The 13,692-nt window shown below is 62.0% G+C and carries 11 protein-coding genes; 2 read left to right on the forward strand and 9 right to left on the reverse strand.

Annotated features, from left to right (window positions below; all coding sequences use genetic code 11):
• From scpB to GR198_RS07845, 6 genes are all read right to left on the reverse strand, one after another.
• On the reverse strand, positions 1–717 hold the full coding sequence (scpB, locus tag GR198_RS07820; protein ID WP_029873087.1) for an SMC-Scp complex subunit ScpB: 717 nt from the start codon (positions 715–717) through the stop codon (positions 1–3).
• Positions 714–1,571: a segregation and condensation protein A gene (locus GR198_RS07825; RefSeq protein WP_029873086.1), complete on the reverse strand. Its 858-nt coding sequence runs from the start codon at positions 1,569–1,571 to the stop codon at positions 714–716. Before GR198_RS07825 ends, scpB begins: the two co-directional genes overlap by 4 nt.
• Positions 1,572–1,589: 18 nt before the next feature.
• Positions 1,590–2,603, reverse strand: a complete 1,014-nt coding sequence (nagZ, locus tag GR198_RS07830) for a beta-N-acetylhexosaminidase (RefSeq protein WP_164068162.1) — start codon at positions 2,601–2,603, stop codon at positions 1,590–1,592.
• Positions 2,604–2,714: 111 nt separating this feature from the next.
• Positions 2,715–5,996, reverse strand: coding sequence for an SPOR domain-containing protein (locus GR198_RS07835; protein WP_246711058.1), 3,282 nt, complete (start codon positions 5,994–5,996; stop codon positions 2,715–2,717).
• Positions 5,997–6,058: 62 nt separating this feature from the next.
• Positions 6,059–7,816, reverse strand: coding sequence for an arginine--tRNA ligase (gene argS, locus GR198_RS07840; RefSeq protein WP_029873083.1), 1,758 nt, complete (start codon positions 7,814–7,816; stop codon positions 6,059–6,061).
• A gap of 65 nt (positions 7,817–7,881) precedes the next feature.
• Entirely contained in the window at positions 7,882–9,099 is a 1,218-nt protein-coding gene (locus tag GR198_RS07845; RefSeq protein ID WP_029873082.1) for a deoxyguanosinetriphosphate triphosphohydrolase, read from the reverse strand.
• Between the two features lie 222 nt (positions 9,100–9,321).
• Between GR198_RS07845 and erpA the strand changes: the two genes are divergently transcribed.
• Both erpA and xth read left to right on the forward strand, forming a co-directional pair.
• On the forward strand, positions 9,322–9,654 hold the full coding sequence (erpA, locus tag GR198_RS07850; RefSeq protein ID WP_029873081.1) for an iron-sulfur cluster insertion protein ErpA: 333 nt from the start codon (positions 9,322–9,324) through the stop codon (positions 9,652–9,654).
• 122 nt (positions 9,655–9,776) lie between these two features.
• The gene (gene xth, locus GR198_RS07855) at positions 9,777–10,568 is read left to right on the forward strand and encodes an exodeoxyribonuclease III (RefSeq protein ID WP_029873080.1); all 792 of its coding nucleotides are present in this window, start codon (positions 9,777–9,779) and stop codon (positions 10,566–10,568) included.
• A 43-nt stretch (positions 10,569–10,611) separates the two neighbouring features.
• Here the strand turns inward: xth and exoR are convergent, their stop codons facing one another.
• From exoR to GR198_RS07870, 3 genes are all read right to left on the reverse strand, one after another.
• On the reverse strand, positions 10,612–11,415 hold the full coding sequence (gene exoR, locus GR198_RS07860; protein WP_011651648.1) for an exopolysaccharide production regulator ExoR: 804 nt from the start codon (positions 11,413–11,415) through the stop codon (positions 10,612–10,614).
• Between the two features lie 19 nt (positions 11,416–11,434).
• The gene (locus GR198_RS07865) at positions 11,435–12,046 is read right to left on the reverse strand and encodes a hypothetical protein (RefSeq protein WP_245279666.1); all 612 of its coding nucleotides are present in this window, start codon (positions 12,044–12,046) and stop codon (positions 11,435–11,437) included.
• 86 nt (positions 12,047–12,132) lie between these two features.
• Entirely contained in the window at positions 12,133–13,401 is a 1,269-nt protein-coding gene (locus GR198_RS07870; protein ID WP_029873078.1) for an OmpP1/FadL family transporter, read from the reverse strand.
• Positions 13,402–13,692 lie beyond the last annotated feature (291 nt).

Genomic DNA, 13,692 nt, shown 5'->3' on the forward strand with positions numbered 1-13,692 from the left:
TCAATCTTCAGAGGTGCCGCGTGGCGCCAGCAACCCCAGTTCCTCGAGGTCCATCTGGGTGATCGGGTCTTCGTCCTCGGTCAGTTCGTCGTTCATCAACGGCGAGGGAATGTTGAAGTTTGCCGGAATGCGGCCCGACAGCAAGCCCGCTCCCTTCAACTCTTCGAGACCAGGCAGGTCACGCAGCTCTTCGAGACCGAAATGATCGAGAAAATCGCGTGTGGTGCCCAATGTCACCGGCCGGCCTGGCGTGCGTCGGCGACCACGAAACCGAACCCAGCCAGCTTCCATCAGCACGTCAAGCGTGCCGCGCGAGGTCTGGACGCCGCGGATATCCTCGATTTCGGCACGCGTCACCGGCTGGTGATAGGCGATGATCGCCAGCACTTCCAGTGCGGCGCGCGAAAGCTTCTTCACCTCATTGTCATCACGGCGAATGACGAAGGACAGGTCGGCGGCGGTGCGGAAGGCCCAGGCGCCTTCGACCTGCACGAGATTGACGCCGCGCGGCGCATATTGCTCCTTCAGGCGCAGCATGATCGCATGCACGTCGGTCTTCTCAGGCAGGCGCTCGGCGAGGAAGCCTTCGGAGACCGGCAGCGAGGAGGCGAAGACCAGCGCCTCGGCGATGCGCTCGGCCTCGATCTCGGCCTGCAGGTCGCGGCTCCTGTCTTCGAAATTGCCTTCGAAATCCTCTTCGCCCTTCAGATCGATCAAGCCGGCCGCTCCTGTTCGACCACCTGCAGCGTGGCATGTTTCGGACCGCGGCGCATGTATATCGGCTGAAAGGCGCCGTCCTGGCGGATTTCGAGCTTGCCCTCGCGCACCAGCTCCAGCGAGGCGGCAAAGGCGCTGGCGATTGCCGTGACGCGTTCTTCGGGCGCTTGGAGATAACGCAGCAGATAATGTTCCATCGCCGTCCAGTCGGCGACCTCGCCGATCATCTGGGTCAGCAGTTCGCGGGCATCGGTCAGCGACCAGACGGTGCGCCGCTCGATCGTCACCTGGGTGACGGCATGGCGCTGGCGCAGCGCCGCATAGGCGGTCAGGAGATCATAAAGGCTCGCCGCATAAGCGGATTGCTGGCGATCCGGAATATGCTCGGGCGCGCCGCGCACGAAGATATCGCGGCCGAGGCGATTGCGGTTGACGAGGCCGTCTGCCGCCTGGCGCATGGCTTCGAGGCGTTTCAGGCGGAAGGCGAGCGTTGCCGCCAGTTCCTCGCCGGAAGGGCCATCATCCTTGATCTGCTGGGGAATGAGCAGCTTCGACTTGAGATAGGCAAGCCAGGCCGCCATGACGAGATAATCGGCGGCAAGCTCGATGCGGATACGCCGGGCGCTTTCGATGAACAACAGATATTGCTCGGCGAGCGCCAGCACCGAAATGCGCGACAGGTCGACTTTCTGGTTGCGGGCGAGATAGAGCAACAGGTCGAGCGGACCTTCGAAGCCGGCGACGTCGATCACCAGCGCCGGCTCGTGGCTGGCGCGCTCAGCTCCGTTATCCTGCCACAGCTTGTCCATCGGCGTTGCCGCCTGTGGACGTTCCGTGCCCTTGACCGTGTTCACCTAGCTGCTCCCTTACGATCAGACCGTCGCAAACATCGCTTCGAATTCCGCCCTCAATTCCGCTTCATCGGCGGTATCCGGCGCCGCGAAGCCTGCTTCCACCGCTTTTGCGCGGGCAAGCGATATGCCGGCGAGCGGCGGAACGTTTGCCACAACCTCCCGCATCTCGTCCATATTGCCATTGCAATGCAGCACGATATCGCACCCGCCTGCAATGATATTCGCCGCACGTTCACCGATCGTGCCGGAAAGAGCGTTCATCGAGCTGTCGTCGGAGAGCAGCAGACCGTTAAAGCCGATGTGCTCGCGGATGATGCCGTCGATCACCTTGCGCGAGGTCGTCGCCGGATTGTCCGGGTCGATGGCGGCGAAAACGACGTGGCAGGTCATGGCCATCAACTCGTCCTTCATTGCGACAAAGGGCGGGAAGTCATGGAGCTCCAGTTCATCGCCCGAGACAGTGACGACAGGCAGCTCCAGATGTGAATCCGCAAAGCCGCGACCGTGGCCGGGCATATGCTTCATCACAGGCAACAGGCCACCGGCCTTCAGCCCCTCGGCAGCCGCCCGGCCCATCGCGATGACGGTCTGCGGATCGCCGCCATAGGCGCGGTCGCCGATGACGTTACTGCTGCCCTCGACCGGCACATCGAGCACCGGCAGGCAATCGACATCGATGCCGAGGCTCGAAAGGTCGAAGGCGTGCAACCGCGACATCAGCCAAGCGGCGCGCAGGCCGAGTGCGCGATCGCGGCGATAGAGATCGCCGAGCGCCTGGCCGGAAGGATAACGCGCCAGAACGGGTGGGCGGATGCGCTGGACGCGGCCGCCCTCCTGATCGATCAGCACCGGCGCATGCCAGCCGACGCTATCGCGCAGTTCGGCGACGAGATCGGCGATCTGCCGTGCTTCGGAGATGTTTCGCCCGAAGAGGATGAAGCCCCAAGGTCGCTCGCCCCGGTAAAAGGCTTTCTCTTCGGATGTGAGGGCAAGGCCGCTGCAGCCAAGGATCATCGCTTTTGATTCGGTCATATCAGAATCTTAGAGCGGAGCCCGGCCAGATGCGAGCAAGGTCGGGCGCGATGCACAAAAAAGAGCGGCGGACCGATCCGGCCCGCCGCTCTGATATTCAAAGACGCGATCCTACCTGGAGATCAGGCAGCTTCCACCCACTGCGCGATACTGTTCGCAGAGTGCTGCGGCCTCATCCTTGGAACCGGCCGGTATGCGGACACGGTAGAAAGTGCCCTTGCCGGCGATATCCGCCCTGCGGATCTCGTGGCTGCGGCCGCCGAGCACGCTGGCGAATTTCTTCGACAGGTTGGCATAGGATTTGGTCGCCTCGTCTTCCGACGGCAGCGAGGCGATCTGGATGCCGTAGCCGCCGGCGGATGCGGCCTGCTGCGGCTTTGCGGCGACGGGTGCTGCGGCCGCAACCTCCGTCGTCTTCGGCTGCTGGGCAGGCGGGCGGACATTGCCCTTCTCGGTGACGGTGCCGACGACGTTGACGGGCTGGTCGGCCGGACGGGCGGTCGGAATCGGAGCGGTATCGGCAATCCCCGAGGTCTTGACCGGGCGCACCGGCGGAGCGACCGGAGCGGGATTTGCGGCCTGCGCGTCGGCACTGCCGGCGAGCGGCGGCTGTACCGGCGTGATTTCGACGGGCGCTGCAGAACGCGCATCGGCGGAAGCAACCTCGGCGCTTGCCGGGAAGCTTGCGGCCGTTCCACCGACGGGAGGTACAGGCGGGGTCGATTGCGCGGACGGGGTCGACGGAGCCGTCAACGCCGGCTGAGCCGGCGGCATCGGCTGGGCAGACGGCGTCGCCTGGGCAGACTGTGTCGCCTGGGCAGACTGTGTCGCCTGGGCAGACTGTGTCGCCTGGGCAGATTGTGTCGGCTCGTCGACGGGCGCCGGTTCTTCGCGGGCGACCAACGTACCGTCAGGCTTGACGATCATCGTGCGGACCTTGCGCGGCGAAACGGCCGGCGTCTTGTCGGTGCCGGTTGCCGAAGCGTTGTCGGCGCTGTCCTGGGTTGGCAACAGACGCGGATCCTCCGTCTCACCGACCGCAGTCGGCGTGACCTGATCGTCGACGCTGGCGTTCTCGTCGTCCTCGGGCAGCGCTTCCGGTGTCAGCGTGCGCTGGACCACATCGACGGGTGCCTCATCGGAAGAAACGAGCGCCTTCTGCTTCGGCTCTTCGGCAGAACCCGCAACGCGGTCGTAGACGGCCTTATCCTGGTTCGGCACGGTCTTGCCGCCAGGATTTTCCGGAACGACCTTGACCGGTTCCTTGTCGGCGGTGATCACGCGCGGCTCGCCGGACGCGACAATGCCGAGCCCCTCGCCGTTCCAGACGGAGGAATAGACGCCATAACCGACGCCGGCAAAGACCACGAGCACGACGGCCCCGGCAAGCAACTGGCGCATTGATCGGGCACGGCTGAAATCAGCGGCCTGGCTTGCCGATTCGATGCGGACCTCGGAGGTCTCGCGGCGCTCGACCGGCTCGCGCACGCTGCGGCGGAAATCTTCCTCCAGCGCCCGCTCGAAATCATCGAGGCCATCGGCAATGGTGGGCTTGACCGGCTGTGCAGCGGCGGCGGCCGTATCCCGGACCGGCGTCGGCGTTTGCCGCGGTTTGGCCGGTTCAAAGAAGCTGGCAATCTCGGCGTCGAGATCGAAATCGAAATCCGCGGATTTCGCGACCGGCGCGGGCTGCTCGACCGGCGGCAGCGCCGGCACGTGCATGTCGTCGACGGCCTCCGGACGATCCTCCGGATCGGAGATCATCGCCGGATCGAATGGCAGGTCTTCGGTCGATTCGGAGACAGGCGTCCAGTTGAAAGCCGGAGCCGGAGCTCGAGCTTGAGCCTGCGGCTCGGGAACGAAGGCCGGAGCGGACCGTGCAGGAGCGGCAGTAGCCTGCTCAAAAGCAGGAGCCGGCGGCTCAGGAGCAAAAACCGGAGCGGGCCGAGGAGCGACGGCAGCGGCCTGTTGGGGAGCAGGGGCCGGCGGCTCAGGCTGCGGTGCGGGCTCGGACGGCTCGGAGAAATCGAGATCGGTGAGTTCCAACTCGATGCCGGCAAGATCCAGCTCGAAATCATGGCCGGCGAAGGGGTCGTCGGCTTCCGATACCGGCTGCGGCGCAGACGAATATGTCGCTGCGGCAGGCTGAGGCGCAACGACCTCGGCAAGCTGCGGCGCGATCGGCCTTGCGGCTTCGGCAGCATAGACCGGGGCCAGCTCGACCGGAGCAGACCGGACGGGTGCTGCGGCGAGCGGTGCGGGCGCGATCACCTTGGGCTCGACAGGTGCGGCGGCGACGGGGGCGGCCGGAACGGGCGCGGCCTCGACCGATGCGGGTTGCGGCGAGACGGGCGCCAGATTGGAGCGTTGCGGCACCGGATAACGCGAGACGTCGGCGAGCAGATCGTCGAGATCGAATGTGCCGGCGGTGTGCGGAACATCCGCCACGACCTCGGTCAGCGCGGCATCGGCCTGGATCTCGCCTTCGACGGCGGCGGCGATGAGATCGAAACCGGCGTCGGGACCGAAATCCTCCAGCTCTTCCTCGACTTCGACGAATTCCTCGGCCTCGGCGGTCTCTTCCGGCACGATCACCTCATCATGGCGATCGAGCTCGGCGGGAAAGCCAAGTGACGGAGAAGCGGATTCGAATTCCTCGGAAGGCTGGACAGCGGCGACAAGCGCCGGCGGCTCGACGACAGGTTGAGCCTCGACCACAGGAAGATCGTCGGATGGTGCTTCAGCAACCGGAGCGGCGACCGTTTCGGCCACAGGCTCCGGCAAAACCGGTTCCTCGCGCCTCGGGGCATGGAAATTGGCAAGCGGCAGCCTGATGCTGGCAGCCGACCATTGCGGCGCCTTGGGGGGCTGCGCCAGCGAAGAGACCGGTGCTGCGCCGATCGACAGCTCAAGCTCCTCGATCAGGTCACGCGCACCGCCGAAGGCCGATTGCACCGACGCGTCGGGCTCGGGAGAAAGCTGCTCGGCCCAGTCGGCAGCAGATGCGTCCCCATGCCCTGCGGCGGGCAAAGCTTCTTCAGCCTCAACGGCGGCGACGGAAACCGAAACCGGCTCGGGGGCCTCCGCATGTTCAACAGCGGAAGAAGCATCAAGAACGGGCTCGACGTAATCTTCAGGCGCAAGGTCGTCAGAGATCGGCTCGGCGGGCCGGTCGAGCTCTGCAAGCGGACGTGGCGAATCGTAGCGATCGAACTCGCGCCCAAGTTCGTCCTCGAGATCGAGGGCAGGCTCGCGGCGTCCGGTCTCCGTCACCGTATTCGCCGCAACACGCGGCTCGAAGCCGACGATCCGGGCCAATTCAGCCAACGGATCATCGTCGGCAAACAGGTCGTTTTTTCCGCGCGTATCATACGCAAGTTGTTTATCAGCCATGCCTATTCCCACTCGCAAACGCCAACGCTCAAATGCCAGCGCATTGTGGGGAAATGGTGACGTTATCGCATTTCGTCCGGTGCGGCAGTGCCTGTAATGGCAAGTCCCGACTTCAAAACCGACGCGACGGCGTACACCAGCCCAAGTCTGGCAATACTTGATTCTCGGTTTTTATCATTAACAAATCGTAATTCCGGCTGATCTTTACCTTTGTTCCAGTGCGCGTGGAACGAACTTGCGACGTCGTAGAGGTAAAAAGCGACGCGATGCGGCTCCTGCGACTGGGCCGCTGCCTCGACGATACGGGGGAATTCAGCAAGCTTGGCGACGAGCTGCAATTCGGCCGGATCGCCAATGCCTGCAACGGTTTTCGCCAGTTCCTCGGGCGAAACATCGAGGTCGGGAAAAGCCTCCCTCGCCTGCCGGAAGACCGACATGCAGCGGGCATGCGCATACTGCACGTAAAAAACAGGATTATCTTTCGATTGTTCCGTCACTTTGGCGAAATCGAAGTCGAGTGGCTCGGAATTCTTGCGGTAAAGCATCATAAACCGGACCGAATCACGGCCGACTTCTTCGACGACGTCCCGAAGCGTGACGAAATCGCCCGAGCGTTTCGACATCTTCACCGGCTCGCCGTTGCGATAGAGCTTGACGAGCTGGCAGAGCAGCACTGTCAGCTTCGCCTTACCATCCGAAACACCGCGTGCAACCGCTTCCAGGCGCTTGACGTAGCCGCCGTGGTCGGCGCCAAGCACATAGATCATCTCGTCGAAACCACGGTCGAACTTGTTCTTGAAGTAAGCGACGTCGGCGGCGAAATAGGTGTAGGAGCCGTCCGACTTGATCAGCGGCCGGTCGATATCGTCGCCCACCTCGGTCGAACGGAACAATGTCTGTTCGCGATCTTCCCAGTCCTCGGGAAGCTGGCCCTTCGGTGGCGGCAGCGTGCCCTTGTAGACGTAGCCCTTGAAGGTCAGGTCGTTGATCGCCGTGCGGATCGCGGCCGCACCATTGGCATGCAGGGTGCGTTCGGAGAAGAAGACGTCGTGATGGACGTTCAGCGCCGCCAGATCCTCACGGATCATCACCATCATCGCATCGATGGTGCGATCCTTGACGATCGGCATCCATTGGTCTTCCGGCATGTTGTGCAGCCGCACGCCGTAATCGGCGGCAAGCGACTGGCCGACGGGCACGAGATAGTCGCCGGGATAGAGACCCGAGGGGATTTCGCCGATCTTTTCGCCGAGCGCTTCGCGATAGCGCAGGAAGACGGAACGGGCGAGCACGTCGATCTGCGAGCCGGCATCGTTGATGTAATATTCCTTCTCGACGCCGTAACCGGCAAAAGCGAGCAGGTTGGCGAGCGCGTCGCCGACGACAGCGCCCCGGCAATGGCCGACATGCATGGGGCCGGTCGGATTGGCCGAGACATATTCGACGTTGACCTTCTTGCCCTCGCCGAGCGTCGAGCGGCCGTAATCGGTGCCGGCGCCGATCATCGAGGCGAGCAGCCGCTGCCAGTATCCGACGGCGAGACGGATGTTGATGAAGCCGGGACCCGCGACCGAGACATCGGCGACGTCGGCATCCTCCTTGAGCTTGGCGATGATGACGTCGGCCAGCGCGCGCGGATTGGTTCCGAGCGGTTTTGCCAGCACCATTGCGGCATTGGTCGCGACATCGCCATGGCTCGCGTCACGCGGCGGCTCGACGGTGATGCGGCCGAAATCGAGCTCGGATCGCTTTTCCCTGACCAGATCGATCTGTTCAAGGGCAGTTTTGATCCTGGCTTCGAAGTCGGTAAAAAGATTCATCGCACTCTTCCATGCATAGGCTGTGCCAAAGGCTCAAATCGGCCCTCGGCGTGGGCGACCGCTGCCTATCGCAAATCCGGAGTGTGGTCAAACAACCGCCTGTGGGCGCTGATGGCATATGTGTCGGTCATGCCGGCGAGATAATCGCCGACATGGCGGGCCTTCGGCGCATCGGACAGGCCGGCGATATGATCGACCCAGTAATGGCTCTGCATCTCCTTGGGATTGGCCATGTAGGCGGCAAAGAGATCGGTGACGATCTGGGCGGCACCGGCACGGATGCGCATGATATCGGGATTGCGGTAGATGCGTTTGAAGAGCATGGCCTTGATCTGCCTGTCGGTCTCGGCCATCCCCTCGGAAAAGGTGGCGATAACCCGGTCGGCAGCGCGGATGTCGGCCGCATTCTCAGGGCGGAGGAGCGACAGGCGCTGCTGCGCCACACCAATCACGTCCTCGACCATGCGGGTAATCTGGCGGCGCATGATCTCATGGGTGAAACGGCTCGGCTCCAGATGCGGATATCGCGCCCTCACCTCGGCCATCAGCCCGGCAAGAAACGGGATTTCCTCCAGCATGTCGAAAGTCAGGTAGCCGGAGCGCAGGCCATCGTCGATATCGTGGGTATTATAGGCGATGTCGTCGGCGATCGCCGCGACCTGGGCCTCAAGGCTGGCATAGGTTGCAAGCTCGAGATCGTGCAGCTCGCAATAGTCGAGGATCGGCTGGGGAACGGGACCGCGGGTGCCTAATCCATCAGGCGTCAGAAGCGGGCCATTGTGCTTGACGAGACCTTCGAGGCTTTCCCAGGTCAGGTTGATGCCGTCGAATTCGGCATAACGCCTCTCCAGTTTGGTCACGATGCGCAGCGATTGGGCATTGTGATCGAAGCCGCCATAGGGCAGCAGCACCTCGTGCAGCGCGTCCTCACCGGTATGACCGAACGGCGTATGGCCGAAATCGTGCACGAGCGCCACGCCTTCGGCCAGATCCTCGTCGAGCTTCAGGGCGCGGGCAAGCGCGCGGGCGATCTGCGCCACCTCGATCGTGTGCGTCAGCCGGGTGCGGTAATGATCGCCGTCCTGGGCGATGAAGACCTGGGTCTTGTGCTTCAGCCGGCGGAAGGCGGTGGTGTGGACGATGCGGTCGCGGTCGCGCTGGAAATCGGAGCGCGTCGGGCTTCCATCCTCCTGATAGAGCCGCCCGCGCGTCGTCCAGGGGTCGGCCGCATAAACCGCCCTCTCACTGCTGCCGAAACCCAAAGCACGCGTATCGATCGTCATTCTTCACCGTCATCCTGCATGTTGCCGCATCTGCCCATTGACGCCGCCTAACGCTCTTCATACCTATAGCCCGATGAAACGGCAAAGAGGCGCTTTCCTAACCGCTTCGGCGCATCATCGCCTTTTCGCAGATATCATGGTAAGTTTCTTTGATATCAGGCATTTGAAGATTCAAGTGCCAAAACCCATTCTCTCCGGATCTTGACCCCGGCAGGAGGAAACATGACGGATACGAGTGTAACCCTTTCAGATGCCGCGGCAAAGCGTATCGCTACGATCGTCGGCGCCGAAGCCGGCAAGAGCGCCTTGCGCGTTTCTGTCGAAGGCGGCGGCTGTTCGGGCTTTTCCTACAAGTTCGATCTTGCCGACAGCGCTGACGACGACGACATCATCGTCGAAAAGAACGATGCCAAGGTGCTGATCGACAGCCTTTCCCTCGTCTATATGGCGGGCTCGGAAATCGACTTCGTCGACAATCTGCTTGGCCAATCCTTCCAGATCAAGAACCCGAACGCGGTGGCAAGCTGCGGCTGCGGCACCAGTTTCTCGATCTGAGCGTCTAAACGCACATACGCCCCATCAAACCGGCCGAAGAATTGCTTCCGGCCGGTTTATCGTCTTGTCCGGGGATGAAAGACCGCGATAAAAGAAGCGCACGCAGCGAACAGGGCGAAGAGATGAAGATCGCGACTTGGAACATTAACGGCGTCAAGGCGCGCATCGACAATCTCACGCAATGGCTGAAGGATTCCGATCCGGATATCGTCTGCCTGCAGGAGATCAAGACGGTCGACGAAGGTTTCCCGCGGCTGGAGATCGAGGCGCTCGGCTATCATGTCGAGACGCACGGCCAGAAGGGCTTCAATGGCGTGGCGATCCTCTCCAAGAGTTCACCTTTCGAAGTGAACCGCGGTCTGCCCGGCGATCCGCTGGACGAACAGGCGCGTTTCCTCGAAGCGGCGTTCACCCTGTCCGACTCGAGAATCCTGCGCGTCTGCTGCATCTACCTGCCCAACGGCAATCCTGTCGAAACGGAGAAATATCCCTACAAGCTCGCCTGGATGGAGCGCCTGCAGACGTTCGCCGCCGAACGGCTGGCCTATGAGGAGATGCTGATCCTTGCCGGCGATTACAACGTGATCCCGGAACCGCACGACTGCTTCGATCCCAGGGTCTGGGAAAACGATGCACTGTTCCTGCCACAGACACGGGAGGCGTTCCGCAGGCTCGAAAATCTCGGCCTGACGGATGCGGTGCGCGCGACGACGGATGCGACGCAGTTCTATTCCTTCTGGGATTATCAGGCCGGCGCCTGGCCGAAGAACAACGGCATCCGCATCGACCATCTGCTGCTGTCGCCGGAAGCTGCCGACCGGATGACGTCGGCTGCGATCGAAAAACATGTGCGGGCCTGGGAAAAGCCGTCCGACCACGTGCCTGTCATCGCCTATTTCGATTTCGCGGGCTGAGGCTTTCCGCTACCACTTCACGCCTCCGAATAGACGTGGGCGCTTAGTCGTCGGTACCGCTCGCTATGGTGTGCGACAGCGATACCGCTGTGCGGCGGTCGGCCTCGTTGGCAACCGAGAAGGCCTGCTCCTGCAGCGCTTCCATCCAGCCGCAGTCCTTGGGCTTGCAGCGGTCGAGTGCTGCCGTCATCAGCGCCAGACCGCGGGCGGTCTGGCCTTCGTCGAACAGAATATTGCCGAAGACCGCCATGGCGCCGGGATGGCCGCTCTTGCGGGCCTGGTTCAGCCATTTCTTCGCCTGCTGCGGGCTGGCATTGCCGCCCTCGCCGGCCAGCATCATCTGCGCCAGCTGGAACTGCGCCTCGGGGACGCCAAAGGTGGAAGCCACCTGAAAATAAAGCTGGCGGGCCTGGCTGAGGTCGATCCTGACTGGACTGCCGGCAATGCCATGCCTGTAATAACTGGCGAGCGAAAGCAGCGCGTTGACGAAGAAGCCGGTATCTTCCGAGCCGGGTTCGACGCCCTGCTGGGCGATCTCGCTGTAGATCTTGAAGGCTTCGAAATCATCCTGCGTGACACCGTCGCCATCGGCATACATGTTGGCGAGCGCCCAGCGCGAGCCGGTGTGGCCCTTTTCGGCAGCGTATTTATAGGCTTCGACCGCTTCTTCCTTCTGGCCGTTCTTATAGGCTTTGAAGCCGAACTTGAAGAGATCGAAGGGTCCGGATTCCTTGCTGACGCCACCTTTGATGTCGAATGCACGGCACGGACCGGACAGCGCCAGCGCTACGGCTATCGACATGCCCATCAGCATGAATTTGAACAGTTTGAACTCGGACGTCACCATTTCAACCGATTTCTTTCGCTCATCCCAGGCAGGCGGCAACGGCGCTCATGCCGTGCATCCCGCGGATGTATTTCTTCGAGGCGAGCGATCCCGCGGCGAGCTCCATGGCTCCTTTGCCCGCGTCGCATCCAGCCCACTGGCCTTTTCTCAAAGGCGATATTCTCAGCCCATCCTTCAGAACCACCCGGCTCCCGGCATGGCTCGACTGCAATCTCCGTGGCACTCTTTCGGCAGGTGCGGCATCCGCCTTCCCGCCTCTATCCCATTCGTAAACGGTAAATGTGACGAAACCGGTATCGACCTTTCCGGCAAAGCCGGGCTGCTCATCCGAGCGGGTCGAAAACAGCGACAATGAACGGATCGACGACTTCATCGCGAGACCGGATCGGCGGCCGGAACAGCCTTGTTCGGAAAGCGAAACGACCGCAATCAAACGATTGTCGCCAATCGCGCCGTACGACCTGATGTTACCGGAAAAAAATCGACCCATACTACTATTTACACGCACCGTATGCCTGCCATCACCTCGCCCGGAAATATCGCTGCGCCCTCTTTGTGGCGGGAAATGGACAAATTCGCCTCTCCACCACCATACGCCAAACGTCGTAAAAATGTGTTGCTGAATCGTCACAAATTGGAACGTCGATTTGTCTTGCGACGCCCAAAGAAAAGCCCGGCAAACTGCCGGGCTCTAAGACTTCTACTTGGGCTGCAAAATCAGAACTTGACCTTTACGCTGGTGGAAAGAGCCGCCACCAGATCGTCGCCGAAGGAATAGGAGACGTCGTTGCCGTAGGTCCGGCCATTATAGACGTAGGTGCCGGATTCCCCGCCGGTCATGATGCCGAGCGCGCCGGCCAGACGCCACTCGACATTCTCCACCGGCGTATAGGAGACACCCGCGCCGAGCGTCCATGTGTCGGTCTGGGCGCCGTAGCCCTGGCTCGTGCCGCGATCCCAGGTCAGGCTGAGGGCGCCGGCCCATTGTTCGTTGAACTTGTGGCCAACGCCGCCGCTGATCGTCCAACCGTCGCGGTAGAAGAGATCGAGCGAGGTGAGTTGGCTGCCGGCGCCGCAGGCGACGACGCCCTTGTTGGCCTTCGGGCAGAAGGCGATCGACTGCAGCACGCTCCAGTTCGTCCACTTGACGGAACCGAAGGCAAGCCAATCGGGCGCAATGCCGCTCTGCAGTTTCAATTCGACAGAATCGGGCGCTTCGGCCGAACCGTAGACCGGCGTAACGACGCCGAGGTAGGGATTAGCGGGATTCGCCGGCACCTCGGTCAGGTCGACCGTGCCGGTAAGATTGTCATATTTGACCTTGCTGTTGTAGACTAGGCTGGCGCGGAAGGCATATTCCTCGATTTCGTAGGCGATGCCCGCCCGCCATCCCATGGCCTGGTCGGCAAGGTCCAGACGACCGGTGCCGTCATAGACCAGCGCGGCCGCCCCTGGGATCGGCGCGACGAGGCGTGTCTTGAAACCTTCGACCGTCTGATAGAAGCCGCCGCCGATCAGGCGGAGCTGGCCAGGCCCCATGTCGAAACGATAGGAGCAGGTGGCGCCGTAGTTGCGGGTGCTGATCTTGGTTTCGATGTTGTCGTTGACGCCCAACCAGTCAGCGCCGGGATTGGTATGTGCGCCGAAGGGTGTCGAAAAATCGCCCATACAGTCGATGGCATCGCCGAAACCGACCTTCACCCCGAGATAGGGGATCCAGTAATCCTCCGTATCATCCGCCGTGGTCGAACCGCCGCCGATGCCGTTCGTGCCGAGACCATCGGTGGGATCGGTGTCCCTGACGTTCTTCAGCTTCCGCTGCGGCATGACAAAGGTCGCGCCGGACTGGACGGCGAACCTCGAATTGTCGAAGAGAAGGTCGATATTGTATCCGCCACGCTCCAGGCCGCCGGCGAAGGACGGCGATGCAAGCGACGAAAGAAGAACGAGCGACGTTACGCCCTTGGAAAACATACGCGATGCCATTGTGTCTCCCCCACTCCAGCAATTGATGTGGCGACACTCTAGTAAGTGTTCGCCCGATATGGCAACGCGCCCCATGACAGCGCTCCCAGCCATTGCAATGACCAACTTACGTAAAGAAATTGACGGACACGTCAAAAAACCTGGTTAATAAAATTTTATTCCAGGCTTATCGAATTTCAGGTGGGCTTTTGGGTTTTCATTCCAAACATTGCAGAAGCTGTATCAATCCGACAACAGTGGCAGTTTTCGCCCACTGGATGCCCATTCAGCCACAATCCACAGGCTCCGCGC

It is taken from the genome of Rhizobium leguminosarum (assembly GCF_010668065.1).
GTDB classification, from domain to species: domain Bacteria; phylum Pseudomonadota; class Alphaproteobacteria; order Rhizobiales; family Rhizobiaceae; genus Rhizobium; species Rhizobium leguminosarum_S.

Bases quoted from the DNA above. Each gene is read 5' to 3' on its own strand.
- erpA (WP_029873081.1), top strand. From the start codon at position 9,322: ATGACGGATACGAGTGTAACCCTTTCAGATGCCGCGGCAAAGCGTATC.
- GR198_RS07835 (WP_246711058.1), bottom strand. From the start codon at position 5,996: ATGGCTGATAAACAACTTGCGTATGATACGCGCGGAAAAAACGACCTG.
- nagZ (WP_164068162.1), bottom strand. From the start codon at position 2,603: ATGACCGAATCAAAAGCGATGATCCTTGGCTGCAGCGGCCTTGCCCTC.
- GR198_RS07870 (WP_029873078.1), bottom strand. From the start codon at position 13,401: ATGGCATCGCGTATGTTTTCCAAGGGCGTAACGTCGCTCGTTCTTCTT.
- xth (WP_029873080.1), top strand. From the start codon at position 9,777: ATGAAGATCGCGACTTGGAACATTAACGGCGTCAAGGCGCGCATCGAC.
- argS (WP_029873083.1), bottom strand. From the start codon at position 7,816: ATGAATCTTTTTACCGACTTCGAAGCCAGGATCAAAACTGCCCTTGAA.
- exoR (WP_011651648.1), bottom strand. From the start codon at position 11,415: ATGGTGACGTCCGAGTTCAAACTGTTCAAATTCATGCTGATGGGCATG.
- GR198_RS07845 (WP_029873082.1), bottom strand. From the start codon at position 9,099: ATGACGATCGATACGCGTGCTTTGGGTTTCGGCAGCAGTGAGAGGGCG.